This window comes from Microcoleus sp. Aus8_D2, assembly GCF_036702665.1.
In the GTDB taxonomy this organism is placed as follows: domain Bacteria; phylum Cyanobacteriota; class Cyanobacteriia; order Cyanobacteriales; family Microcoleaceae; genus Microcoleus.
Genome location: NZ_JAUBUN010000055.1, coordinates 250 through 24,198 on the forward strand (window position 1 = coordinate 250; position 23,949 = coordinate 24,198).

A 23,949-nucleotide genomic window follows, 5' to 3' on the forward strand; every position below is an offset into this window, starting at 1 on the left:
GACAATCTTTTGTATTGTTTGTTGGTGGGGGCGGGTTGATGAAATTATCGATTTTTACCGTGAAATTTGGGTGAACCAGCCCCGACAATTCGGGGATTTTTTATCATTTTTTTATGTCACAAATTTGGGTACATTTGTATTGTTTGTTGGGTGGGGCGGGTTGATGAAATTATCGATTTTTACCGTGAAATTTGGGTGAACCCGCCCCGACAATCTTTTGTATTGTTTGTTGGTGGGGGCGGGTTGATGAAATTATCGATTTTTACCGTGAAATTTGGGTGAACCCGCCCCTACCAGGCTATTCGATTAACCTTGCAAAACTTCAATCAAAGCATCGCCCATCGCCCGACAGCCGACAAGTTTCATACCTTCCGACATGATATCACCAGTGCGATAACCTCGATCCAAAACTGCCACAACCGCTTGCTCAATTTTATCAGCAGCTTCCGGCTGATTTAAAGCGTAGCGCAACATCATTGCAGCGCTTAAAACTTGGGCGATGGGATTAGCTTTATCTTGTCCGGCGATATCCGGTGCGGAACCGTGCACTGGTTCAAAAACACCAGGCCCGCTTGCTCCCAAACTCGCAGAAGGCAGCATTCCAATACTACCAGTTAACATCGCCGCCGCATCCGAAAGAATGTCGCCGAATAAATTGCCCGTGACAATTGTATCAAACTGTTTCGGCCAGCGAATTAACTGCATGGCTGCGTTGTCAACATAAAGGTGAGAAAGTTCCACATCGGGGTATTCTGAAGAAAGGGCAATTATGCGATCGCGCCACAGTTGCGAAACGTCCAAAACATTCGCCTTATCAACGGAACACAGCCGTTTTCCGCGCTTCATCGCTGTCTCAAAAGCCACGCGCCCGATGCGGTCAATTTCCGACTCGGTGTAAGCCATCGTGTTCACACCGCGCTTTTCCCCGGTTTCCGTCTCAAAAATGCCTTTCGGTTTGCCGAAATAAATGCCGCCTGTGAGTTCGCGGATTACCATGATATCCACACCTTCGACAACTTCTTTTTTCAAAGAAGAAGCATCAACTAACTGCGGTAAAATAGTCGCAGGACGCAAATTTGCAAACAATCCCAATCCGGCGCGCAGTCCTAACAATCCTGTTTCCGGGCGCTGTTCGCGCGGCAAATTATCCCACTTGTAACCGCCGATAGCTGCTAATAATATAGCATCGCTGTTGCGACATTTTTCGAGAGTTTCTTCTGGCAACGGATTGCCTGTGGCGTCAATAGCCGCACCGCCCATTAATGCTTCTTGAAATTCAAAGCCGATGTCCAATTGTTTGCCGACAAGTTTCAGGACATCTACCGCTACAGCGATAATTTCAGGGCCGATGCCGTCTCCCGGTAAAAGAGTGATGCGGTAGTTTTGAGTCATATCGATTTAGAAGTTTTGATTTGAGATTGGTGATGGAATTCTTGGGGCAAAGTAGGTGGAGGTATATTGCTTTTCCGCCGGATATATTAGTGGCGTTTATTTATGTCAATCAGTGTTAACTTAAGCTCAAACAGATTTTTAATCAAATTTAGCTTTTAGTTGAGACTCATCGTTTACTTCCATCTACTAAGGCGAGAAATTCTTGCCAGCCTATAATTGTATCAGCAGAAGAGGGCGGGTTTGGCCTGGATACACTGGTTTATTTCAGAGATTTTTCGCCGGCACCCGCCCCTACTACATCTTCTTCTTTTCTCTTCCTTCGTGTCCTTCGTGTCTTCGCGGTTCAATAATTTCAGATTCAGAAACCGACTTTCTCAGTGTGATATTTTTTTTCGATCGCACTTGGGCGCTGACATTGAAATAAAATAACAAAAGTTCGATCGCACGCACATACAAAAAAATCGGCAAGGAGTCGCGGAGTGACAGACGGCGAAAGCACAGCAACATCAGCACAGATTGACAATCGGGACTATTCATGGGCCTTTTGGCCAATCGTCCCAATCTATCCCTACAGCAGGCGGCGCACCATCCGCAAAGAAATAGTCAAGGACAAAATCTGGACTTTTGACCAACTACAAGGCATTTTCTACGTAATTGTGCCGATTCGGATGACAGTAATCAAACTAGAATCCCAAGGCCTTCTCGTCTACGCCCCCGTCGCCCCGACTCCTGAGTGCATCCGCTTAGTAAACGAGTTAGTCGCAGAACACGGCGAAGTTAAGTATATCCTGCTGACAACGGTTTCGGGCATCGAACACAAAGTATTTGTCGGCCCCTTTGCGAGGTGTTTTCCCGAAGCGCAGGTGTTTGTCACTCCCAAGCAGTGGAGTTTTCCGCTAAATTTGCCGCTGAGTTGGCTGGGTTTGCCGGCTAAACGCACCTCTGTACTTCCCTCTGATAGCAGCAACACCCCTCTTGCAGATGAATTTGATTGGGCAATCCTGGGCCCGATCGATCTCGGTTTAGGTTTCTTTGCGGAAGTTGCGTTATTTCACAGGCGATCGCGCACGCTAATGTTAACAGATTCCGTCGTCTCCATTCCCGAAAACCCGCCCGCGATTCTCCAACTCGACTCGTACCCGCTGCTGTTTCACGCCAAAGATAGCGCCTCGGATGTGGTCGCAGACACCCAGGAAAATCGGCGCAAAGGGTGGCAGAGAATCGCCTTATTTGCCATGTATTTTCGCCCTAGCGTGCTGGATGTGCCACCGTGGTCGGGGGTGTTGGCTAGCGCCCTGAAAGCGCCAGAACGATCGAGAAAAGCTTATTTTGGATTGTATCCGTTTAAGTGGCAAACTGATTGGGTGCGATCGTTCGAGGCTTTGCGGGGCGGAGGGCGGTTGTTGGTAGCGCCGGTTTTGCAAACGCTGATTCTCAACCGCGCGCCGAGGGAGACTCTCGATTGGGTGGATCAAATCGCGAGTTGGGACTTTGACAGGATTGTACCTTGTCACTTCGATCGCGCGATCGACTCTGGGCCCCGCGAATTTCGCCAAGCATTCTCGTTTCTGGAAAAACACTCGCCTGTTAATTCTTTACCGGAAGACGATTTTAAATTGCTGAGGGATATCGATGCTGGTTTGAATAAAACTGGTTTAGTTCCGCCTGCAAAAGAGAAGGTTTAGTCCTGCCGTCGGGCCGTCATGAGTCATTGGTCCTGCCGTCATCGGTCCTGCCGTCATTATACGAGCAATTGCATAAATCCGACCTTGATACAGAAACCGCAGATGTAAGGCAGATTAACGCAGATTAACGCAGATGATTTCAAGATAATTTGGGCATGAGTGCAAGAGGTTTATTAGTCATTAGACTTATTCCATAAATCTTGACGAGGTATTCATCAATTAATTAACAATTCCTCAATCTCCCTATCTCAAATCTCAAATCGAAAAATGGAAAATCTGAACTTGTACCTTACTTAAGGGAGAAACGCTATATGACTCGCCACTTTCTCAAGGCTAACTGCAAAACCGTACACTTAGGCGGTTTCTCTCCCAAGCTTGAACCTGCTTTAACTGTCGATTCGGGCGATCGCATCGATATCGAAACCTATTCAGGATATTATGTTGCTGACAAGGCGCCGCCGGAATTTCTTACCCCCGATTTTTTAGATATTTGTCAGAATTTACCTGACAACCGCAAAGTCGGCCCAGGCCCGCACTTGCTAACAGGCCCGATTTATGTTAACAATGCCGAACCGGGAAACGTTTTAGAAATTCACATCGAAGATGTTTACCCGAGTTTACCAGTAGGATTTAATGCCATTCGTGCCGGATGGGGAGTTTTACCCGAGTATTTCCCCGAACCTAAATTGCGGTTTATTCCCCTAGATTTAGAGCAAAAAATTGCCAAGTTTCCCGCAGGTAGTGGCGTTGGGATTCCCCTGCATCCATTCTTCGGAATTATCGGCGTCGCCGATCCAGAAATCAACCGTTCTTCTATTCCTCCTGGTCGCTACGGCGGCAATATGGACAATCATGAATTGCAACCGGGAACGCGGTTATTTTTACCTGTTTCGGTGCGCGGCGGTTTACTGTCAATTGGCGACGGACATTCGGCACAGGGAGACGGCGAAGTTGACGGTACTGCGATTGAAACTTCGATGAACGGGACTATTAAAATTATCTTGCGCAAAAACTTGTTTCTAATATTTCCGTTTGCTGAAACGCCTACTCATATTGTGATTATGGGATTCGGTAGAACATTAGATGAGGCTTTTGAATTTACAGTTAAACAGACGGTTTATTGGCTGCAAACTTTTGCGGGTTTCCCAGAAGAAGATGCTTATGTTTTGTGTTCTATCGCCGTAAATTTTCGGATTACGCAGGCTGTCAACAATCCTCACAAAGGAGTTCACGGAATGGTGCCCAAGTGTATTTTGCCGGAGGTAAAAATTATTGACCACCGACTGTGAGGTGGTATAATAACACGCGGCAGACCCAAAAAACTCGATCGCGATCGCACAAATTACACAAATTTGTCACTGCGGTGCGTCGATCGCGATCGCACCAGCGTTGAAAATTCAGCTTAAGATTGGATAAGTGGCATATTCTATCTAAATGACCCCCATGAAAAACCAGACTGATGATTCTGTAAAACAAGATTTAGTCGATCGGGCTTTTGGGAGTTCAGCAATACCAGATCCGACAGCCTGGGTGGACGAACATTATTTTCTGGCTAATTTCGCCGATACTATCGCCCACCTCCAAGAACATTTATCTGATGACAGTTGTGAAATCGGGGACAGTGACGACTCTGACGAGGCGAGATTGTCGCTCGATGCTAAAATTAGAGATATGTTGAGATCTCATTTTAGCGATGACTGCTGGCAGTATCTCGAAAATTTATTGTGAGTTTGGTAACATCCATCAGTATTAGTATAGCCTTTCGAGCTCCCATATGAGGTACGACTGGGCTCCGTGGGTATAGGTCTCCGTATAGGCCTCCGTGGGCATACCTCACCACGCGATCGAACCGCTATACGTTCATTACTTTCATAGTAAATTAAGCTGTTGCGCATTTAAATTGTATATTTCAACCGATGATTAAAAATCGTCAAATCGTCTCCTGTCTTTCTCTCGGACATCCCTTAAGGTATTGTAACTTATTATACTTTAAGTTGACCGAAAATTACGATCGCTAGGAATTGCGATCGATCGCAAAAACTCCGCACTTTCCTCCGGTAAAGCAGTATTGATAAACATCCCGCTACCCAACTCAAACCCAGCCTGCTTCGTCACTCGGGGAATAATTGCGATATACCAGTGAAAGTATTTGGTCGCCTGTTCCGCTGTCGGGACCGATCGAATACTATAATTGTAATCTGGATCGTTCAATCCGTAATAAAGCTTAGCGAGTACAGTTTTCAAAGTATCAGCAAGAGCCGTAATTTCCGCATCAGTAATATTATCAAACGAAGACGAATGTCGGCGCGGAAAAATCCAGATATGAAACGGTGAAAGTGCAGCATAAGGAATAAAAGCCACAAAATATTCACTCTCAAAAATCACTCTTTCACCCGAAGCCAACTCATCTTCCAAAGTCCGGCAAAACAGACATTCTCCCGTGTCATCAAAATATCTCACAGCTTCATCGATGCGGCTGCGAAATTGGCTAGGTACAACGGGTGTCGCTGCTATCTGCGAGTGAGGGTGTTCGAGAGAAGTTCCGGCACTTTCCCCGTGATTCTTGAAGATAACAATGGTTTCAACGTGGGGATATTTTGTAATTGCTAAATAACGTTTGCGGTATACTAAAAGTATATCAGTTACTTCTTCAACGGTCAACAAAGCTGTCGTCAAATCGTGTCGCGGGTGTTCGACAATTACTTCGTGAAAGCCGATTCCCGACATCATGCGGTGAATTCCCGATGATATCCTCATTCGTTCTGCTGTCGGGGAGAGGGCCGGATATTTGTTACCAATCGCCCTGACTTTCCATCCCGTGCGATCGTCGCTCAAACGGAAAGTTTCTAAAGTTCCATCCTCCTCATTTCCCACACAAAACGGGCAATCAGCACGGTGTGGCGGCACTGCTACCATCAACTTTTTCTTATTGGCGAATTGATCCGGTCTTTTCGCTCGTTCGGTGGCGATGATTACCCAATCTCTGGTAATTAGATTTTGTCTAAGTTCAGACATTTTCTTACCTTCTGTTTTAGGGTTAAACTGTTTTTAATTTTAGATAAATGTTGGCGCTCTGTCAGTAGATGATTGTATTTTTTAACAAATCTTGATACTTAATAGCTGCGAAATTAAATAGGTCGCAATGGTGAGAAACCGGGTTGTTTAGGCAAATACTTCGCTGTAGCCCGGAGATTAGCTAAAAAACCCGGTTTCTTTGGCGGAGTGCCTAAGTCCTGATTTAGCAAGTATTAATTCCCGAAAATTATGATAAAATAGAGCCATCGCAACAGCTAGGAACTAATCTATGGTTCTCCAAATTAATCCCACAAAACAAGAACCAGTTGTTACCTGGGAAAAACTGCCAGAAGATTTTATCTTACCAGACGATCCCGGGTCAAATATTCAACAGCCACCGCTGGCGGCCGCACTGACGGATGCTCTCGGTAGCAACGATCGCATTCAACCGGAAATGTTAATTGCGTCGAATTTTGCGATCGCTACTACCGTCAATCAAAAGACGGTGGTGAAAGCGCCAGACTGGATGTACGTGCCGCGAACACTGCCCCTAGCCGCAGGAGTGATTCGCCGCAGTTACACGCCGTGTTTGGAGGGCGATCGAGTTGCGATAGCGATGGAATTTCTCTCAGAAACCGACGCTGGGGAATATTCAGTTCGCGCCAAATATCCTTACGGAAAACTGTATTGCTACGAGCAAATTTTGCAGATTCCTACCTAGGTTATTTTTGACCCTTACGAACCAGATTTGGAAGTGCGCTGTCTGCAAGAAAATCAATATGTTTTGCAGTCACCGACAGCAGAGGGACGTTACTGGATACCTTACATTAATTTGTTTTTGGGCATTTGGTACGGAACGCGATTGGGTGCAACTATGCACTGGTTGCGGTGGTGGGATGCAGCGGGAAATTTGCTGCTTTGGAGTTCGGAACAATCGGAATTGGAACGACAAAGGGCCCAACAAGAAAGGCAAAGGGCTGAAAGTGCGATCGCCCAATTGGAATCCGAACGCCAGCGCAGCCAAGCACTAGCAGCTCAACTTAGGGAATTGGGAATCGATCCGAATGCTTGAAAGGGCGATCGCCATTTTCTCAATCCATCAAAATACAGGAGAAAAAAAGAGCGATCGCACTTCGATCGCCCCTTTTAACTCACTCAAACCAATTTGGCATTAAATCGCAGTCGTGAAATCGCTGCTAGAAAGCACACTCGCATTCACGCCAAGAATCAGTCCTAGTTCCTGTTTCCCAAACTTAATCACCGTGTAAGCGCCCTCGGGTACAATTGTCAATTGCTTGAAAGTGATACCACCATCCAACACAAATAAGTCTTGACCCTTTGGGAAATCAATAATGATATCCGATCCTTGATTGGGGGCTAAAATAAAGCGATCGCTACCCTCACCTCCAACCAAAATATCCCGGCCTTCTGGGCCCAGCAAGGTATCATTGCCAACACCGCCATCAAGGGTATCATTATCGTCACCGCCGCTGAGCAGATCGTCTCCTTCGCCACCAGACATCGAATCGTTACCAGCGTTACCAGACAGAGTATCATTGCCTTGGCCGCCGGAAGTGCGATCGTTTTTTTCACCGCTTTCTAATACAATACGCGATTCTTAACGATCTTTTTGTCATTGCTCGCGAAGTGCGTTAGCTTTCGCGATCTATACATGAAAGCAATCGAGCGTATAGCGGTTCTCAAGCGTGGTGAGGATAGCCCATAGCCCTATGCCCGGTTTGGCCTATGCCCGGTTTGGCCGGTTTGGCCTATGCCCTATGCCCTATGCCCTATGCCCTATGCCCTATGCCCATAGCCCATAGCCCATAGCCCGTCAAGTACCTCATATGAGAGCTCGAAAGGCTATATCTGTTTTTCATAGGGTTTTGCCGACCGGACTGTCTGAGCCCAAGCGTATTGACTTATCAGGGTTATTTTACCAAAATTCATATTACTTATAAATCCGATCGCGCCAGAACTTCAGCCTTAAGGCTGGGGTTTCAACTCCGGCCGAATTCCCGGACTATTGCAACAAATGCAAGTTTTCAATCTCAACCTGTTTGCGCTTTCTGACCCGGATTAAAACCCCGAGGGAGATATCTTAACCTTTTTTTTAAATACAAACCCATCATCTTTACTAAAATTTTACATTCCGGGGTATAATGTCCTGATTGCATCTTTCTTATCTAGATAAAACTACGGAGTTACTGCTCAACAAATATCCGTAAAAACACTCTGGGAATCATTTTTATATTAAATTAGTATATTAACATATCTTCGAGAGTTCCTGAAGTTAGGGTTTAGCAAAACATGATTAAATCAACCGGCTATTTTTTCGCTCTGGGCTTGGCAGCAATTTCGGCTCTGACAGCCTGTCCTTGTCAAGCACAAACGGCTGTTGAATCAAATACAAATGTAACGGGAGAGAACAATATAATCACTACCGAGTCGCAAAAGGGTGCTAACTCCTCTGCTGGCGATCGCCCAAAAGCTCTTAACACTTCTAAATCTTTTGTGGTTTCAGAGACTAATGCACCCGCTAAACCTACTGCGACGGCGGCGGCTCCCGAAAATCGAGCTGTACGCAGCAACCCCTTAGGATGTCGATTTTTTGATACTCCTTCAATGCGACAATAGGTATGCGACTCTCCGCAAAAAAGAATATCATGACCCCAGAGAGGGCGATGCTTTTTGAGAATCGCTCTATTTGCTTAATTAAATTGATTTTTAATTCACTTTTATGGGGGAAAGTCAGAAAACTGTTTGAGATTCTTCAAAACTATTTGAGGCTTGCTTTTGTACTGTTCAACCAGGCCACTGATATACACGTAACCGCGTCCTTGGCCGGCATAACGTTTTTCGATCAACCGCTTCAAAGGAGCCATTGCATCACTTTCAGCATCCGGTATCCACAAATCTAATTTATGATAAACTGAACCAGCATAAATCAGAGCATTGCTGCCGATCCATTTATTAATCCCAGCCTGCAAATCGCAGAAAATAGTAATAGATTTAGCATTCTCCGAAGCTGCTAAAATTTTCGGGTAGTGCAATCTCACAGACAGCGCTCCGGTGGTTGCTTCCGACAAGCGAAAATCTTCAACAATCGAGCCGCGCATCGACCACCAAGGCAGCAAATTAGCATAGTTTCGACAGGGAATTTTAGCGTTGGTAATCGGATTCCAAATCATCAGATTGTAAGCTTTTGCCGCCGATTCTGCCTCAGTCATTTGTCGGTGATACAATCGGGAACGCCCGTATTTCATAAAATAAGGACTCCAACCTTCTTGAATCAGTTTTAGATTGTAATTTTCTCCATCTTTATGTACGTAACAAAGGAGGCGTCCGTAGTTGTCACGATGTTTTTCTACAGCTACTTCAACCGGATCGTCTGTATCAAACTCAACGTCAACTTTAGCTAGTCCGCCGTCTGCTGTCGCGAAATATTGTTTAGCCATTTCCGAAGCTGCTTTCCCCGCCGCAGTTACAGGTTTTGAAGTGCTGGAGTAACTTTCTTCTGTATCGACGCAAATCAGCCGCAGAGACTCGGTTTTGCCGTTGAGAGCAACTTTGACAGTATCGCCATCAACTACTTGAGTTATTGGCAGGTTCGGAATTCTGGTTGCCATATTTCGCACCCTGTTAGACTTGAGATTTTATACATAGTGGTAGAATTATACATGAGTTTGCTGCCCGTTGACACTGCGAGCTGTATTTTTATATTAATAATTTTTGCAAAGAGTTGCACGATCGATCGTAAAACACGTCACTCAAATCTTTTTAGTTCAAAAACTATACGGTCGTAGGGTCATACAACTCTTATTTGAGTTATAATAAATTTATTCAAAAATTAACTAAATTATCATTTCTTTTATGAATGACCTAATTGCGGAACTAGCTCCAGAACAAAAAGCTCTCATTCCAGTTTATATGGAAAAGTGGGAACGCATCATTCTTTCTACAAAAGCTATTAACTATCAGAAAGCTACAGAAGCTATCCAACTTGCTTACGCCACGGTGGGTAGAAAAAAACCTATAATTATTTTTTGTAATAGTCCTTTTGCTGCTTTGTCGCGAATTATCGAAATTCAATTATCCATTCAGCTAGGCGAGGGCTTACAAGCATTGACAAATATATACTTCGATCCCTACTTCCAAGCAATGTTTAGAGTCCGGGGAGAAATGGACAGATTAAACAGAGAGAATTATAGGGATATCTGGTCATTAATGCGATGGCACTATGAACTTTTATCAACAATACAAGTTATATATAGATTAAACATGACGAATAAGCTCAGAATGATACCTGACGATGAACTAAAATTTTATTTGCAAAAATATCGAAAAAATTTATATCTAAATCCACTAAATTGTGCAGGTAATTATATAAGTGGAAAAGTAGAATTATGGTCGGGAGCAATTGATTATTGTGTTGAGGTTTTGAATTTGTACGATCGCACCAAATGGCAAGTTATTCTATCATTAATTCAGGAATGTGGCTGGATTTTCGCTTTTGAAGGCATTGCAATTGTCTGCGATCGCCCGATCAAAATATCTTTGGGCATTAACAACTACCTCGCCGCCGAAGGAAAATCTGCTATTCAGTTCGCCGATGGTTATGGTATGTCTCTCGAATTGAGCGATCAACTAACGTTCTAGAAGCAGTGTAAAGTTGGTCGGTTATTTGATATCCCTCTCCGGCGATCGCGCCACCCCAAGCATCTGTATTTTTATTCAATATGATATTAATGCTTGAATTTTTTTGCATAATTTATCAAGTCAGGAAAAAAAGCCCTAAAATCTGATTCAAGCTGCTGATAATTAGCTGTCAAATCTTCCACTCCGCTTGCTAAATTATTTGTGCGCCTGATTCGGGCTGACATTCGATTTAGAGCACTTTCTATTCCGCCAATTTCCTGATACGAGCCGAGCAAATCGCGACCAATTATTTGCGGCATCACCCGCTTGAGCGATTCCGGCAATATATCTCGGTTGTCTTGCAGGATTTTATAGACGCCGCGAGAAAAATCCCTGAGGGGAATTTCTGAATATTCCAGCCAATTTTTAGCTAAGAAGTGATCGTAAAACACGTCTACCAAAACTCCGGCAAACCTGCGTCTATCGGCGCAAACCAGGCTGGTACTCGATCGCACTATGGGATGAGAGTCGGTGTAGCGATCGACTTTTCGGTGCAAATCGATGCCGTTTCTAATTTCATCGGGGTAAAGATTTACTGCCGAACCCTTGACAAAATCGCCTAAGAGGTTGCCAATCAGGGATGCTGGGGTACCGTCTGATAAGAATAGATGAGCTAAATAATTCATGGCTACAGTATCGCCTAAATTTCTCGGCGGAACGCTCTAATAGCTTCCCCGGCATCGGTTTGGGCCATCAAAATGCAGCGTTTCATCTCTTTCAAGTCCTGTATTATTGTTATATAATACCAAATTATATAGTAATTATATTATCAGGTCAGAAATCAACGCCGCAAATGTACCGTTGCAACTACAAGGAGAAAGAGTAATGGCTGTTCTCGAATGTGTAAAACCAGGTGCTAAACTAGGTCAAATTATTCTGGCAGTCGATCAGACTGTTGCCGGTGCAGTCGATCGCATTTTAGCAAAAATTCTGGACTTGGGATATAACCCAGAAATTCGTCATCTCAACTATCCATCTGGAGTTCACGTCTTGGCAATTCTCAAAGACGAACAGCATTCTGAAGCAGTCGGTGATGACTACTTACTGGAAGATTGGCTGCAAGTAAGGTCGGAAATTAACCCTGATGCGGTTCATCTTTGGCGCGGCAAATAAGCGAATTTAGCTATTAACCGCAGATGAACACAGATGAACGCAGATGTAATTTTATCCGCGTTCATCCGTGTTCATCTGCCTACATCTGCGGTTGCAAAAATAGCCCTACGAACCGCCGCGCAACTTATCCAAAACCGTCCGATCTTCCAAAGTTGAAGTATCCCCAGAAACCTCTTCTCCGGCGGCTAAAGAACGCAGCAAACGGCATAATTTTACCGCTACGAGTTTTCGGCAACGCATCGAATAATTCTTGCCGTTTTCTTTCAGAAGTAGTGTTGCAACCTATTGAGAACTATACTCGCCAAATGTTGTCACATACCCCTTAACAGTAACTCCCAGATCTAATTCCTTGTGATGAATAAGTAGGTTAGATAATTGGGCAATCAAGAATTCGATCTCACGACGGTTCTCAAACTGGAGAAAAATGCTGCTGCCTTCACCCTTAATAACCAACGTTGGGATATCACTGTCGTCTAACTGTGAATCAATATCGGGGATTATTTGTCTGATTTGCTCTTCAGTCCATATTTGACTCATTCCTCTATCTCCCGTTCAAAAATACAGCGGTATGACTTACCACTATTATTGAGAATGACACCGCAGAAAGTGCAGCGCCCCTCGCCTCTTAATTCATTATACTCTGCCAACTCACGGCAGCGACGAATAGCAGCTTGCCGATCGCTAGTGGCAACGATTGTGTCTGCATCAAGCCAAACTTTATTTTCAGGATCGTTTAACATTCCTAAACTCTACATTGCCGTAGCTGTTGCCCAATAATCCTACAGGATGGCTTCTCACAGCGCAATCGCTCAAATAAAATCATCTCTTGTAGCAAGCCACGTTCAAAGCGAGCGATCGCTCGCCAGGATTGCCAAAATGAGATTATGCCTCATCTTAAGGTTCGCCAATCGGTTGCGCTTACTGCTTTGTGAATGTGAATAATCCTCACACTCGGTGTGGGTCGATAGTCAACAATAGTGAAGAGTATGCGATATGTAATTTTGCCACTTCCATGATACCGAACAATTAAACCAGACGAACGCAGATGTAATTTTATCCGCGTTCATCCGTGTTCATCTGCCTACATCTGCGGTTGCAAAAATAGCCCTACGAACCGCCGCGCAACTTATCCAAAACAGTCCGATCTTCCAAGGTTGAAGTATCCCCAGAAACCTCTTCTCCGGCGGCTAAAGAACGCAGCAAACGGCGCATGATTTTACCGCTGCGCGTTTTCGGCAAAGCATCGGTAAATCGAATTTCGCCGGGACGGGCGATCGCCCCAATCTCCTTCACAACGTGCTGCTTCAACTCCTTCTCCAATTCTGGACTCGGCTGCTGCGAGTTATCCAGCGTCACAAAAGCGACAATTTCCTCACCTTTAATCTCGTCTGGTTTACCAACAACCGCAGCTTCCGCCACCGCTGGATGCGATACCAAAGCCGATTCAACTTCCATCGTACCGAGTCGGTGTCCGGCGACATTAATTACATCATCAACGCGGCCCATTACCCAGAAATAACCGTCTGTATCCTTGTGCGCGCCGTCTCCTGCAAAGTAGACAGAATTGCCATCTTTCGGGTGCAAATATTCCCAATAAGTGCGGCGGAAACGGTCTGGATCGTTGTAAAGTGTACGCATCATTCCCGGCCAAGGATGTTTGACTACTAAATAACCGCCACTTTCATTAGTGACCGGTTCGCCATCTTGGTCAACGATATCTGCTACAATTCCGGGGAAAGGAAGAGTTGCCGAACCGGGTTTTGTAGGGATTGCACCGGGCAAAGCGGTAATCATAATTCCGCCTGTTTCTGTTTGCCACCAAGTATCAACTATGGGACAATTCGAGTTACCAATTACCCGCTGATACCACATCCAAGCTTCGGGATTGATCGGTTCGCCGACGGTTCCTAACAATCGTAAAGATGACAAATTCCGCGCGTTGGGCAATTCTTCGCCCATTTTCATGAATGTTCTGATCGCAGTGGGTGCGGTGTAGAAAACGGTGACACCGTATTTTTCGATGACATCCCAAAAACAGCCGGGGTTGGAGGGACGGGGCGCACCTTCGTACATGACGGTAGTCGCGCCGTTGGAAAGGGGGCCGTAGACGATGTAACTGTGGCCTGTAATCCAGCCTACGTCGGCGGTGCACCAGTAGACATCGGTGTCTTGGAGGTCGAAGATCCACTTGGTTGTCATGTGGGTGTAAAGGTTGTAGCCGCCGGTGGTGTGGACGACTCCTTTGGGTTTGCCGGTACTTCCAGAAGTGTACAGAATGAATAGCATATCTTCGCTGTCCATCGGTTCGGGGGGACAGTCGGCGGAGGCGTTTTTTTGCAATTCGTGCCACCAGCGATCGCGCCCCGGTTCCATTTGCACTTCTTGCTTGGTACGCTGGACGACGAGAACGTTGGTAACGCTAGGTGCGGCGTTGTTGGCGAGGGCTTTGTCTACTTGTACTTTCAGGCCAACTGCTGCGTCTTTGCGGAAGCCGCCGTCTGCGGTGATGACGAGTTTTGCTTGGCCGTCGTTGAGGCGATCGCGCAAAGCTTCGGCGCTAAATCCGCCAAAAACCACGCTGTGGACTGCACCGATTCTGGCACAGGCTAACATGGCGATCGCAGCTTCGGGAATCATGGGCATATAAATGCCGACGCGATCGCCCTTTTGGACTCCCAATTCTTTGATGACATTCGCCATTTGACAGACTTCGCGGTGGAGTTGGGCGTAAGTCAGGGTGCGGGAGTCTCCGGGTTCGCCTTCCCAGATCAGGGCGGCTTTGTTTTTGCGCCAGGTGGTTAAATGGCGATCGAGACAATTGTAAGAAATGTTAATTTTGCCATTCACAAACCATTTAGCAAAGGGCGGCTGCCAGTCGAGCACGGTATCCCAGTTTTGAAACCAGTCTAATTCTTGGGTAGCGAGTTCGCCCCAGAAAGCTTGGGGGTCTGCTTTCGCTTTCTCGTAGAGGGCGCGGTATTCTTCCAAGCTTTTGACGTGAGCTTTTTCGGAGAATTCTGCCGCAGGCGGGAATAGGCGTTTTTCTTGCAGAATTGATTCGATGGTATCTTGTGACATTGCTGTTAGTTTTTAGTTCAGTTACTCTTTTTAGCTATTGTGTGCATAAATTGGGGAAAAAGTATGTTTATTTTCCTTAAGACTTTGGAAGATTTTGTAAGTATTGGGGATGTGTTAGAAATTATTACAGTGGTAAATGCTGAATTTTATCTTGGTACTCATCATCAAACGATCCTTGATAAATCAAAACCAGCTCGTCAATATTTTGACCTACAGTCATCTTATGGTTCAGGATAAATATTCCTGGAATGTGGCGATTTTGCTCTATGTGATTTGTCACGCAAATTGGCAGATAGCGGCGGTAGTTGGCGACAAGAATAAAGTTGTGAGTTTCGCACCAAATAATAATTTCTGGATCGAGAGTTTTTGGGGAAGGTGCTGTTAGTTCTCCCACTGCTAGAACAAATAAATCGGGATTGCGCCTGCGAATTTGGTTAGCATAGGCAGGATAGACATTTTCATCAAATAGATACTGGATTGCCATCAGCTTTTCTCATTGCATCTCTTGCTGCTCTCAGTTGGCGGAGTTTTTCAGTAACTGGTGGAGGATTGCGCCGTTGTTCTTCTCGCATTTTTTCTCCCCACTCCACCCATTCAGTTATGTACTGACCGACTGCTTCTTTGTTGTGCAGGTAGTACAAAATGGTTGCATAAACTTGTTCGAGGGTGAGCGATGTATAAATGTTGGCGATTTCTTCGGGAGTTCGAGCGCGAAACAGGTATTCATAAAGGATGGTTTCGATGCCAATGCGGGAACCTTTGAGCCGAATATCGTCATGTCTCAGGAAGTTGAAGTAGTCTTCTAGTTGCATAGGTGATTCGCGTGAGAGATGCTAATATTATATCAGATAAAATCTGCTGGTAATGCCTCTCTAGTCGATCGCCCATCCTCAATTCCCTCCCAGATTTGCGAAACAGGAATCGTTTTGCCTGTCATTGCTTCATGCCAAGCTTGACGAAAATCTGCTAAGATTGCTTGGTTCGATTGCTCATCTTCATTGATTTCTGTTACTTCGGCAATCAGCACAATTACTTCTACTTGGCAATTGCGCTTTAACTTTAGCGGTTCATCAATGCACAAGTGTCCTCGCTCGTCGATCGTTGCCATCAATTTAATTGCTCTCATAAAACATAACTGATTTACAGGATATATCTGGGATGATTGTATCACAGCAAATCTGCTTGCAATGCTTTATAATATAAGTTATCGAAACAGTCGATCGCACAAAAGCTATGACCCAAAATTTAGAAGCCAGCCAACTTTCACTAAACGACGTTCGCCGCCTTCTCAAACTGGAAAGACAAACAGGAGGCTCTTTTGATGAATTTTTGTCTGTGGAACCTCTCACAGACTTTGAACAGCAGCAACTGTTAGAAATCAGCAACGACTTTTGCCGCTATCTAGAAGTGGGAAAAGTTTCTGAAGAGTTGGTTAAGTTTTTATCGCTTTCGCCATTGATGAGATTAACAGGATTTTTTAAGTTTCCCGTAGTGCTGACAATGGAGGATAGCATACCCATTGAGGTTGAAGATAAAGATACTTTAATTAAAGGACGGTTGGATATTCTAGCACTGAATGGGCCGGATGCAGAGATAGCGACAACACAGTTTTGGATTTTGGTAGTCGAGGCGAAAAATAGTGCGATCGCCCCTTTGACTGGTTTACCGCAATTGCTGACGTATGCGTTTAAGAGTTTGCAGGTGCGATCGTCTGTTTGGGGATTGACGACGAATGGCGAAAGTTATCGGTTTGTGCGGCTGACGCGGGGGAATCCTTGCACTTATCAGATTTTACCGGAATTGAATTTGATTGACAAAGGGCGATCGCTAGAATTGGCGCAAGTGTTGAAAGCTATTTGCAAGTTGCAGAACGTCCAGTTGCAAATAGCGTAACAAGGGCGATCGCACTTCTCTCATTTTTTTTCAATTCTTTTATTTTCTTATCTTTGTTGAAAAAAAAGTATGGAATATTAGTTTTTTAAATCAAAAATAATAATAATAATTATAATTTATTATCGGAAATATGTTGTGTAAAGTTTTATATCGACGCGATTAAAACTTACTCCAGCTAATCTATAGTTTCTATAAATCTATCTATCTAAAGAGATATCTCAAAGGTGCTGCATTCGTAGTCTGAAAAATTTGGCATCTAGCACAGGCACAAACGGTTGGTTAAAGTCCCAAAACTCTGAAGGTGATGGGAGTAAATCTGTTTGTACTATCTCTAATAAACCCAACATTACACAGCAGGAAATATAAATGATTGGTCCTAGTTCAGATGGATTTTCCTATCTTTTAGACGAGCAAGCTAACAATTTTGCGATCGCTCCCAACCTACTGGTGCCTTATCCAAGAGGTTTACAAGCACTGGGTGGAAACGACACAGTAACAGGTTCTGATTCTCCAGAATTCATCAACGGTAATCAAGGGGACGATCGACTATTCGGTGAAGGAGGTTCAGATACCATTTACGGGGGTAAAGGTCAAGATTGTCTTGACGGTGGCTTAGGTGACGATCTGATTCTAGGAAACAGAGGAAAAGACTCGATCGATGGTGGATTCGGAAATGACCTGCTTTATGGCGGTCGAGAAGATGACATTATTATTGGTAATAATGGCAACGATACAGCCTTTGGCGATTTCGGTAATGATTCGCTGATTGGAGGAGTCGGAAATGACTGCTTGATTGGCGGTGTTGGAGACGATACCTTGATTGGAGGAGCTGGTCAGGATACCTTAAACGGCGGTATTGGCTCCGATCTGTTTGTCCTGACCCAGATATCGGGAGTAACAGCCACTACTGCGGATGTAATTGAAGACTTCAATAGCAATTCCGATCGCATTGGTTTGCCGAACGGACTTACCGAAGCTAATCTGCTCCTAACACCTACAAACAGGGGAATTTTAATTGAGGTGAAGGAAACTGGGGGGATTTTGGGATTGGTGGCTGGTGTATCAGCTTCAGAATTGAGCGATCGCTTTGTATCTGTAGCATTAACACCGACACCAAGTCCAACACCAACATCGGTTCCGACTCCAGCACCGACACCAAGTCCAACACCAACATCGGTTCCGACTCCAGCACCGACACCAAGTCCAACACCGACATCGGTTCCGACTCCAGCACCGACCCCAAGTCCAACACCAACATCGGTTCCGACTCCAGCACCGACCCCAAGTCCAACACCAACATCGGTTCCGACTCCAGCACCGACACCAACTCCAACACCAACATCGGTGCCGACTCCAGCACCCACGCCAAGTCCAACACCAACATCGGTGCCGACTCCAGCACCCACGCCAAGTCCAGCTACGGGTTTCCAACAAGGAATCGGAGGAAATGACACTGTTCAGGGAAGCTTGTTAGGTGACTACTTAGAAGAAGAATTGAGCTTGTCAGACGTACTGACAAATCAACAAGTTACTGTCAAGCTCACCTCCACTCAGTTCGATCCAAAGTTACAAGTTGTGGATGTAATTACTGGTCAAATTATTGCTGAAAATAACAATTTCAACAACAGCACTACGACCTCACAACTGACATTTAAAGTAGCACCAGACAGTGATTACGACATTGTAATTCTGAGTGAAAACGGGCAAGTTGGTGACTATACCGTAACCACATCTACCAGATCTCCAGCTAACGGTACCTTGCCTCTGGGACAAACAATCAATGGTGATTTGTCGGCTACCACTGACCTGGATAACCCGCTGCTTCCCGGTAGCTTTATGGACAACTATAATTTGACTGGGCTTACTCCCGGTCAACAGGTGCAAATCGTCTTGAGTTCGAGTCAGTTTGATACTCAAATACAACTGATTGATGCTGCGACGGGACAGGCGATCGCTGAAAACAACGACACCTCGAATAGTTCTTCTGAGACATCTGCATCTGGGCTTAACTTTACGGTACAAAGTGGCATTCAGTACGTGGCGCGCGTCACCAGTTTTAATGAGGATGCCATAGGAACTTACACGGTCGCAGCATCGGCAGTTTTGGCACCGGCACCAACACCAACACCAGCACCGGCACCAACACCAACACCAACACCAGCACCAGCACCAACACCAACACCAGCACCAGCACCAACACCAACACCAGCACCAGCACCAGCACCAACACCAGCACCAGCACCAACACCAACACCGGCACCAACACCAACACCAGCACCTGCACCAACACCAACACCAGCACCTGCACCAACACCAACACCAGCACCGCCACCAACACCAACACCAGCACCGCCACCAACACCAACACCAGCACCTGCACCAACACCAGCACCAACGCCAGCACCAACACCAACCGCCAATCCCCTTCCGAATTTACAGGATTTGGGAACAATCGCTAGCAGTTTAGCTGCTGATGGACAGTTGAACCGCAGCGATATGTTGCAAATCTTCAAAAAAGCTGAAGACGACGGTGTTGTTGATACCAAGGAAGTCAGCGATCTCAAAAAGATTATTGGTGACAGGACAACAGTGGTTTATCAGGGTCAACCTTATTCGATACCGGACCCTGTTTGGTTTCTCTCAGAGCAAGTCATTAAAGATTTGCCATCATCAGGCACAACACCCAGCACTACCTTGAGTAAGGGAGTTGATGAATGGTTCCTGGGAAAAGCTACTTCACCGACACTCGATTATACCCAAAAAGGCCAGAGTACCCAGAACAAGAGTCAAAACGTGGTCACAAGTTTGACATACGGGTCACTACCCGGAAGCTTGTACAACAATAGCCCTTCTCTTGCAAATATCCTTCAGTACCAGTTTGGTGACTGTTTCTTCTTAACTGCTGTGGGTGCAACCTTTGGCATCCAAACAAGTCCCAGCCTGCAAACTAGCGCGCTCGTCAATAATATGATTATTGACAACGGTGACTCTTCATACACCGTGCGTTTCTATAACACCACATACACGGAAAATCAGATCACATCGAAGTACGGATTTCAGGCACTGGACACCAGTCCCAGTTATGTCACTGTTAATAAAGAGGTTGTAACCAAAACCGATGCAAACACTCCACTGCTATTTGGTGCTCTCCCAGCAATCGGGGAAACCTCCCCTAAAAACAGTAAGGGTGGGCCACTCTGGATGCCTTTGCTGGAGCGAGCTTACGCACAGTGGAATCAAGAAGTTCTCAAAAAAGGTAACGGTTACAATGCGATCGGGAATGGAGGCTATACAGCAGAAGCACTCACTCAGGTTACGGGACGGAGGAGTGAGGGTTACGCTCTAACTACACCTGACTTATTCAATACCATCCAATCAGCTCTGAATAAAGGTGAGTTTGTAGCAGCAGGAACCAATAAAGACGCCGAAACTTTTAACATTAACGGCCAGGGAACTGGAGTTATGGTTGGAGGTCATGCTTACTCCATTCATGCTGCTTATCTAAATGGGACTACTCCAACATTATCAGTTCACAATCCTTGGGGTAAAGATGGTAAGGATGATACAAGTAACGGTGGATTCACTCAGCTTACCTTGGACGACTCTATTAAAGTCTTGCGTCAGATTTTCATCACTCTAATCTGATCGTGTTTCCATAACCGAAGAGAGCTAGCAGAAAGATAGCTCGCTCGCAACAGGAATAGGGGCGGAGGTCATTAATATGACTTCGCCTCTTTTTTTTGCTGAACCAATAGTTAATCGCTGTTGCGCTCTAATATCGTATTTCGATCGCTCTTTTTTGATCTTTGCCCAAGGGCGATCGTACTTCTACGGCTTGATTCATTGATTAGTTTGTCATTTTCGTTTAAGTTGCCATAACTTTATGGGAAACTAAAAAATAGTCCATAACTGGCAATAGCTGAATCACCCGACTCGACACAATCCGATAGTAAACAGCATAGGGAAAGCGTCGCACTACACACCGTCTAACATCACGATAGACAACTGGATATGATTCTGGCATCTTGCAAACTCGATTTAACATCTCGTCTACACAGTCCAAAAAATCGTCGCCAAGTTCTACCTGCTGACTTTCGTACCAACTGTAGGCCTCATCGAGTTCTTCACGAACTTATGGCCGAAACACTAGCACATAATTCATGAGCGTCTTTTTACCGAAGCTTTAATTTCTTCCCTGGTCATTACATCATCTGGATTAGCTTCGCTATCACTAATCCGACGATCGAGTTCCTGTTTTTGTACTTCTGTAAGATTGGGGTAAGCTTGCTCTGCTGCGATGCTATCCCAAATTGCTTGTACAAGCCTAATTCGGTCTTCAACACTGAGAGATGTAATTTGATTTAATGTGACAGTGAGATCCATACTAATTAACCTGGATGAAAGACTGGGCAATTGGTACACCTAAAATATAGCAGATATGGCGATCGCCCTTCCCGCCATTTTGGTGAATTGAGAAAAGGGCGTCAAGCGCAGCTATCCCTCTTCGGCGATCGGCACCGCTTTTACCTTGAGGTATAATATTTACTGCGTAGTGCAAATATTCAAAAAAATAAAATCTCAAATCCGAAATCCCCAATCTAAAATCGAATGAGTTACTGCCTCAACCCCAACTGTTCTAACCCGCAAAACCCCCCCACAGCCAAAATTTGCCGAAATTGCCGGTCAAAACTGCTGTTGCGCGATCGCTACCGGGCCATAAAGGCGATCGGACAAGGCGGTTTTGGCAGAACACTCCTCGCCGTTGACGAAGACAAACCCTCCAAACCCCGCTGCGTCATCAAACAATTTTTACCCGCAGAAACCCAACTCATCCCATCAGCCAGCAATCGCAACAGCAAAAAAGCCGTCGAACTTTTTGAACAAGAAGCAATGCGATTAGACGAATTGGGAAAACATCCTCAAATTCCCGAACTATTAGCCTATTCCATCCAAGACAACCGACAATATGTAGTCCAAGAATTTATCGACGGACAAAATTTAGCACAAATTGTAGAAACAGAAGGCACATTTACAGAAACTCAAATTCAAGACTTACTCAATAGCTTACTACCCGTCCTGCACTTCATCCATTCCCACAACGTTATTCACCGAGACATCAAGCCTGGAAACATCATCCGCCGCGCCGACAAACAATTAGTTATAGTAGACTTTGGCGCCGCCAAAATTGCCACAGGTACAGCCTTACTCAAAACAGGAACCAGCATCGGCAGCCCCGAATACATCGCCCCCGAACAAGCCCGAGGCAAAGCATTTTTCACCAGCGATTTGTACAGTTTAGGCGTAACCTGCCTGTATTTGCTAACTCAAGTTTCCCCTTTTGATCTCTTCGATCCGGGTGAGGATGCCTGGATTTGGCGGCAGTATTTAGCGAACAACCCGGTGAGTGAAGAACTGGGGAAAATCTTAGACAAAATGATTGAAAATGCTACTAACCGCCGCTATCAAACGGCTGTTGAAGTATTAACACAACTGAATCCCCAAGCAGCAATCACCCTCACCATTCCCCAAACAATTACCAAACCAGTCAAACCCGCCGCCAATCCCAATCCGCCCCCACAGCAAACTCATAACTGGCAATGTATTCACACATTAACCGGACACAAAAACTTAATTTCCTCTGTAGCTTTCAGCCCCAACGGAGAAGTTATAGCTAGCGGCAGCGATGACAAAACAATCAAGCTTTGGCAGGCACAAGACGGGCAAGAAATAGTGACTCTCGCAGGACACGCCAACTCAGTTCATACAGTAGTTTTTAACCCCGACGGAAAGATACTTGCCAGCAGCAGCCACGACAAAACAATCAAACTTTGGGGAATGAAAGACGGGCAAGAAATCCGCACGCTTTCAGGTCACAGCAACTCAGTTTATGGCTTAGCTTTCAGTCCAGATGGCGAAACTATTGCTAGCAGCAGTTGGGACAAAACAATCAAACTTTGGCGCGTGAAAGACGGGCAAGAAATTCGCACGCTTTCAGGTCACATTAACTTAGTTTACTTCGTCGCATTCAGTCCTAACGGAGAAACTTTGGCTAGCAGCAGTTGGGATAGAACGATCAAGATTTGGCGAGTCAAAGATGGTAAGCTAATTCGCACGCTGACAGGTCATACAGACTGCGTGCGCTGTGTAGCTTTCAGCCCAAATGGAGAGTTTCTTGCTAGCGGCAGTCACGACAATACTATTAAAATTTGGTGGGCAAAAGATTGGCAAGAAGTTTTAACAATTGCAGGTCATTCTTGGTATGTTGATTCGATCGCGTTTAGTCCCGATGGCGAGATAATTGCCAGCAGCAGCAATCAAACTATCAAAATTTGGCAAGTTAAAGACGGTGGAGAAATTTGTAATATTTCCGGGCATACAAATTCGGTTTATTCCGTAAATTTTAGCCCGGAAGGAGAGTTTCTTGCTAGCGGTAGCAGTGACAAAACTATCAAAATATGGCAGAATATTATTTAGATTCAATTACCCATCATAAAACGGGTTCGTAGTAAGGACTTTAGTCCTTCTTCATCGTTCGCAGCATCGGAATGCAAGTCCTTCTTCATCGCGAAAACTTTTCCTAGAGGACTGAAGTCCGAACGATCAAACCGAAGAAAGGGGACTGATTCAAGGGTTCTGCATCTCAGATTCGATCGCGCGTGCCCCCGAACAGTCCGCTCTCATGCTGCGGACACCAGGACGCACTACGAACCGTTTTTGTTATGGTAATCGACCGGACATGATATTACTATCAGGAAATCTGGGGTCAAATGCTTAAGTTGACACTCCTATTGCCATATCCTTACTTTTTTAAATTGTTATAACACAATACGGTTCACTTAACACTATTTATGCCCCGGAGAGCCCCCTCGCATCCCCCTTCCCAAGGGGAGTAGGGGTTGACTTTAAGAGCATTCTTCCCCCTTTTTAAGGGGGGTTAGGGGGGATCAGTCTTAAATGAACTGTATTGCCTTAAAAAGGGGGACGAAAGAGCGCTTCTTGTCCCCCCCTTTTTAAGGGGGGCTAGGGGGGATCTTTCTTAACCCAAGCGTATGGTGTTATAACATTCTCTGTATCT

The 23,949-nt window shown here is 45.3% G+C and carries 25 protein-coding genes and 1 pseudogene; 11 read left to right on the forward strand and 15 right to left on the reverse strand.

From position 1 onward, the window contains the following. Positions 1–306: 306 nt before the first annotated feature. Together leuB and QUB64_RS28795 are read right to left on the reverse strand one after the other, a co-directional pair. Positions 307–1,392, reverse strand: a complete 1,086-nt coding sequence (gene leuB, locus QUB64_RS28790; protein WP_333274478.1) for a 3-isopropylmalate dehydrogenase — start codon at positions 1,390–1,392, stop codon at positions 307–309. Between the two features lie 294 nt (positions 1,393–1,686). Further along, entirely contained in the window at positions 1,687–1,860 is a 174-nt protein-coding gene (locus tag QUB64_RS28795) for a hypothetical protein (protein WP_333274475.1), read from the reverse strand. A gap of 11 nt (positions 1,861–1,871) precedes the next feature. Between QUB64_RS28795 and QUB64_RS28800 the strand changes: the two genes are divergently transcribed. The 3 genes from QUB64_RS28800 to QUB64_RS28810 all read left to right on the forward strand — a co-directional run bounded on the left by QUB64_RS28800 (position 1,872) and on the right by QUB64_RS28810 (position 4,805). Next, a complete protein-coding gene (locus QUB64_RS28800; protein ID WP_333274472.1) occupies positions 1,872–3,077 on the forward strand; it encodes a DUF4336 domain-containing protein in 1,206 nt (401 codons plus the stop codon). 311 nt (positions 3,078–3,388) lie between these two features. Then, positions 3,389–4,366, forward strand: a complete 978-nt coding sequence (locus QUB64_RS28805) for an acetamidase/formamidase family protein (RefSeq protein ID WP_333274469.1) — start codon at positions 3,389–3,391, stop codon at positions 4,364–4,366. A 154-nt stretch (positions 4,367–4,520) separates the two neighbouring features. Further along, positions 4,521–4,805 (forward strand): hypothetical protein, encoded by a 285-nt coding sequence (locus QUB64_RS28810; RefSeq protein ID WP_333274467.1) that lies wholly within the window; start codon positions 4,521–4,523, stop codon positions 4,803–4,805. 261 nt (positions 4,806–5,066) lie between these two features. On the opposite strand, the gene galT is transcribed toward QUB64_RS28810, so the two are convergent. Further along, positions 5,067–6,092 carry a galactose-1-phosphate uridylyltransferase gene (gene galT, locus QUB64_RS28815; protein WP_333274464.1) on the reverse strand — a complete coding sequence of 342 codons (1,026 nt, stop codon included), beginning with the start codon at positions 6,090–6,092 and terminating at the stop codon, positions 5,067–5,069. 289 nt (positions 6,093–6,381) lie between these two features. Here galT and QUB64_RS28820 point away from each other — a divergent pair, with 289 nt between their 5' ends. Next, positions 6,382–6,813, forward strand: coding sequence for a hypothetical protein (locus tag QUB64_RS28820; protein WP_333274461.1), 432 nt, complete (start codon positions 6,382–6,384; stop codon positions 6,811–6,813). A gap of 33 nt (positions 6,814–6,846) precedes the next feature. Next, on the forward strand, positions 6,847–7,164 hold the full coding sequence (locus QUB64_RS28825) for a hypothetical protein (protein ID WP_333325660.1): 318 nt from the start codon (positions 6,847–6,849) through the stop codon (positions 7,162–7,164). 99 nt (positions 7,165–7,263) lie between these two features. On the opposite strand, the gene QUB64_RS28830 is transcribed toward QUB64_RS28825, so the two are convergent. Continuing rightward, the gene (locus QUB64_RS28830; protein ID WP_333274550.1) at positions 7,264–7,701 is read right to left on the reverse strand and encodes a calcium-binding protein; all 438 of its coding nucleotides are present in this window, start codon (positions 7,699–7,701) and stop codon (positions 7,264–7,266) included. A gap of 701 nt (positions 7,702–8,402) precedes the next feature. Between QUB64_RS28830 and QUB64_RS28835 the strand changes: the two genes are divergently transcribed. Further along, positions 8,403–8,729 (forward strand): hypothetical protein, encoded by a 327-nt coding sequence (locus tag QUB64_RS28835; RefSeq protein ID WP_333274456.1) that lies wholly within the window; start codon positions 8,403–8,405, stop codon positions 8,727–8,729. Positions 8,730–8,830: 101 nt separating this feature from the next. Here QUB64_RS28835 and QUB64_RS28840 read toward each other — a convergent pair whose 3' ends face one another. After that, positions 8,831–9,721, reverse strand: a complete 891-nt coding sequence (locus QUB64_RS28840; RefSeq protein WP_333274453.1) for a thermonuclease family protein — start codon at positions 9,719–9,721, stop codon at positions 8,831–8,833. Between the two features lie 244 nt (positions 9,722–9,965). On the opposite strand from QUB64_RS28840, the gene QUB64_RS28845 reads away from it, so the two are divergent. Further along, complete coding sequence (locus QUB64_RS28845; RefSeq protein ID WP_333274451.1) at positions 9,966–10,751, forward strand: hypothetical protein; 786 nt, start codon at positions 9,966–9,968, stop codon at positions 10,749–10,751. An 86-nt stretch (positions 10,752–10,837) separates the two neighbouring features. On the opposite strand, the gene QUB64_RS28850 is transcribed toward QUB64_RS28845, so the two are convergent. Further along, a complete protein-coding gene (locus tag QUB64_RS28850) occupies positions 10,838–11,416 on the reverse strand; it encodes an acyl carrier protein phosphodiesterase (RefSeq protein WP_333274448.1) in 579 nt (192 codons plus the stop codon). Positions 11,417–11,615: 199 nt separating this feature from the next. On the opposite strand from QUB64_RS28850, the gene QUB64_RS28855 reads away from it, so the two are divergent. Then, the gene (locus QUB64_RS28855) at positions 11,616–11,903 is read left to right on the forward strand and encodes a hypothetical protein (RefSeq protein WP_333274445.1); all 288 of its coding nucleotides are present in this window, start codon (positions 11,616–11,618) and stop codon (positions 11,901–11,903) included. Positions 11,904–12,008: 105 nt separating this feature from the next. Here QUB64_RS28855 and QUB64_RS28860 read toward each other — a convergent pair whose 3' ends face one another. From QUB64_RS28860 to QUB64_RS28890, 7 genes are all read right to left on the reverse strand, one after another. After that, entirely contained in the window at positions 12,009–12,143 is a 135-nt protein-coding gene (locus QUB64_RS28860) for a hypothetical protein (RefSeq protein ID WP_333274441.1), read from the reverse strand. A gap of 42 nt (positions 12,144–12,185) precedes the next feature. Continuing rightward, complete coding sequence (locus QUB64_RS28865; protein ID WP_333274439.1) at positions 12,186–12,440, reverse strand: hypothetical protein; 255 nt, start codon at positions 12,438–12,440, stop codon at positions 12,186–12,188. After that, positions 12,437–12,643 carry a hypothetical protein gene (locus QUB64_RS28870; protein WP_333274436.1) on the reverse strand — a complete coding sequence of 69 codons (207 nt, stop codon included), beginning with the start codon at positions 12,641–12,643 and terminating at the stop codon, positions 12,437–12,439. The genes QUB64_RS28865 and QUB64_RS28870 overlap by 4 nt, the downstream gene beginning before the upstream one ends. Before the next feature lie 367 nt (positions 12,644–13,010). Further along, on the reverse strand, positions 13,011–14,981 hold the full coding sequence (acs, locus tag QUB64_RS28875; RefSeq protein ID WP_333274433.1) for an acetate--CoA ligase: 1,971 nt from the start codon (positions 14,979–14,981) through the stop codon (positions 13,011–13,013). Between the two features lie 124 nt (positions 14,982–15,105). After that, positions 15,106–15,465, reverse strand: coding sequence for a hypothetical protein (locus tag QUB64_RS28880; RefSeq protein ID WP_333274432.1), 360 nt, complete (start codon positions 15,463–15,465; stop codon positions 15,106–15,108). Next, a complete protein-coding gene (locus tag QUB64_RS28885; RefSeq protein WP_333274429.1) occupies positions 15,443–15,793 on the reverse strand; it encodes a DUF433 domain-containing protein in 351 nt (116 codons plus the stop codon). Before QUB64_RS28885 ends, QUB64_RS28880 begins: the two co-directional genes overlap by 23 nt. A 32-nt stretch (positions 15,794–15,825) precedes the next feature. Further along, entirely contained in the window at positions 15,826–16,107 is a 282-nt protein-coding gene (locus QUB64_RS28890; RefSeq protein ID WP_333274426.1) for a type II toxin-antitoxin system RelN family antitoxin, read from the reverse strand. 107 nt (positions 16,108–16,214) lie between these two features. Here QUB64_RS28890 and QUB64_RS28895 point away from each other — a divergent pair, with 107 nt between their 5' ends. Together QUB64_RS28895 and QUB64_RS28900 are read left to right on the forward strand one after the other, a co-directional pair. After that, complete coding sequence (locus QUB64_RS28895) at positions 16,215–16,874, forward strand: restriction endonuclease subunit R (RefSeq protein ID WP_333274423.1); 660 nt, start codon at positions 16,215–16,217, stop codon at positions 16,872–16,874. Positions 16,875–17,240: 366 nt separating this feature from the next. Further along, positions 17,241–20,519: a C2 family cysteine protease gene (locus QUB64_RS28900; RefSeq protein ID WP_333274420.1), complete on the forward strand. Its 3,279-nt coding sequence runs from the start codon at positions 17,241–17,243 to the stop codon at positions 20,517–20,519. A 220-nt stretch (positions 20,520–20,739) separates the two neighbouring features. Here the strand turns inward: QUB64_RS28900 and QUB64_RS33110 are convergent. Then, positions 20,740–20,991 (reverse strand): annotated as a pseudogene (locus QUB64_RS33110) (type II toxin-antitoxin system RelE/ParE family toxin); the annotation flags it as partial. Positions 20,992–21,032: 41 nt separating this feature from the next. Further along, positions 21,033–21,257, reverse strand: a complete 225-nt coding sequence (locus tag QUB64_RS28905) for an addiction module protein (protein ID WP_333274417.1) — start codon at positions 21,255–21,257, stop codon at positions 21,033–21,035. Positions 21,258–21,482: 225 nt separating this feature from the next. Here QUB64_RS28905 and QUB64_RS28910 point away from each other — a divergent pair, with 225 nt between their 5' ends. Then, positions 21,483–23,348: a serine/threonine-protein kinase gene (locus QUB64_RS28910; RefSeq protein ID WP_333274414.1), complete on the forward strand. Its 1,866-nt coding sequence runs from the start codon at positions 21,483–21,485 to the stop codon at positions 23,346–23,348. Positions 23,349–23,949 lie beyond the last annotated feature (601 nt).

What these genes read in the sequence shown, in the direction of transcription:
- leuB (WP_333274478.1), bottom strand. Translation starts at nt 1,392, where the DNA reads ATGACTCAAAACTACCGCATCACTCTTTTACCGGGAGACGGCATCGGC.
- QUB64_RS28805 (WP_333274469.1), top strand. Translation starts at nt 3,389, where the DNA reads ATGACTCGCCACTTTCTCAAGGCTAACTGCAAAACCGTACACTTAGGC.
- QUB64_RS28810 (WP_333274467.1), top strand. Translation starts at nt 4,521, where the DNA reads ATGAAAAACCAGACTGATGATTCTGTAAAACAAGATTTAGTCGATCGG.
- galT (WP_333274464.1), bottom strand. Translation starts at nt 6,092, where the DNA reads ATGTCTGAACTTAGACAAAATCTAATTACCAGAGATTGGGTAATCATC.
- QUB64_RS28820 (WP_333274461.1), top strand. Translation starts at nt 6,382, where the DNA reads ATGGTTCTCCAAATTAATCCCACAAAACAAGAACCAGTTGTTACCTGG.
- QUB64_RS28835 (WP_333274456.1), top strand. Translation starts at nt 8,403, where the DNA reads ATGATTAAATCAACCGGCTATTTTTTCGCTCTGGGCTTGGCAGCAATT.
- QUB64_RS28840 (WP_333274453.1), bottom strand. Translation starts at nt 9,721, where the DNA reads ATGGCAACCAGAATTCCGAACCTGCCAATAACTCAAGTAGTTGATGGC.
- QUB64_RS28845 (WP_333274451.1), top strand. Translation starts at nt 9,966, where the DNA reads ATGAATGACCTAATTGCGGAACTAGCTCCAGAACAAAAAGCTCTCATT.
- QUB64_RS28850 (WP_333274448.1), bottom strand. Translation starts at nt 11,416, where the DNA reads ATGAATTATTTAGCTCATCTATTCTTATCAGACGGTACCCCAGCATCC.
- QUB64_RS28855 (WP_333274445.1), top strand. Translation starts at nt 11,616, where the DNA reads ATGGCTGTTCTCGAATGTGTAAAACCAGGTGCTAAACTAGGTCAAATT.
- QUB64_RS28860 (WP_333274441.1), bottom strand. Translation starts at nt 12,143, where the DNA reads ATGCGTTGCCGAAAACTCGTAGCGGTAAAATTATGCCGTTTGCTGCGT.
- QUB64_RS28865 (WP_333274439.1), bottom strand. Translation starts at nt 12,440, where the DNA reads ATGAGTCAAATATGGACTGAAGAGCAAATCAGACAAATAATCCCCGAT.
- QUB64_RS28870 (WP_333274436.1), bottom strand. Translation starts at nt 12,643, where the DNA reads ATGTTAAACGATCCTGAAAATAAAGTTTGGCTTGATGCAGACACAATC.
- acs (WP_333274433.1), bottom strand. Translation starts at nt 14,981, where the DNA reads ATGTCACAAGATACCATCGAATCAATTCTGCAAGAAAAACGCCTATTC.
- QUB64_RS28880 (WP_333274432.1), bottom strand. Translation starts at nt 15,465, where the DNA reads ATGGCAATCCAGTATCTATTTGATGAAAATGTCTATCCTGCCTATGCT.
- QUB64_RS28885 (WP_333274429.1), bottom strand. Translation starts at nt 15,793, where the DNA reads ATGCAACTAGAAGACTACTTCAACTTCCTGAGACATGACGATATTCGG.
- QUB64_RS28890 (WP_333274426.1), bottom strand. Translation starts at nt 16,107, where the DNA reads ATGAGAGCAATTAAATTGATGGCAACGATCGACGAGCGAGGACACTTG.
- QUB64_RS28895 (WP_333274423.1), top strand. Translation starts at nt 16,215, where the DNA reads ATGACCCAAAATTTAGAAGCCAGCCAACTTTCACTAAACGACGTTCGC.
- QUB64_RS28900 (WP_333274420.1), top strand. Translation starts at nt 17,241, where the DNA reads ATGATTGGTCCTAGTTCAGATGGATTTTCCTATCTTTTAGACGAGCAA.
- QUB64_RS28905 (WP_333274417.1), bottom strand. Translation starts at nt 21,257, where the DNA reads ATGGATCTCACTGTCACATTAAATCAAATTACATCTCTCAGTGTTGAA.
- QUB64_RS28910 (WP_333274414.1), top strand. Translation starts at nt 21,483, where the DNA reads ATGAGTTACTGCCTCAACCCCAACTGTTCTAACCCGCAAAACCCCCCC.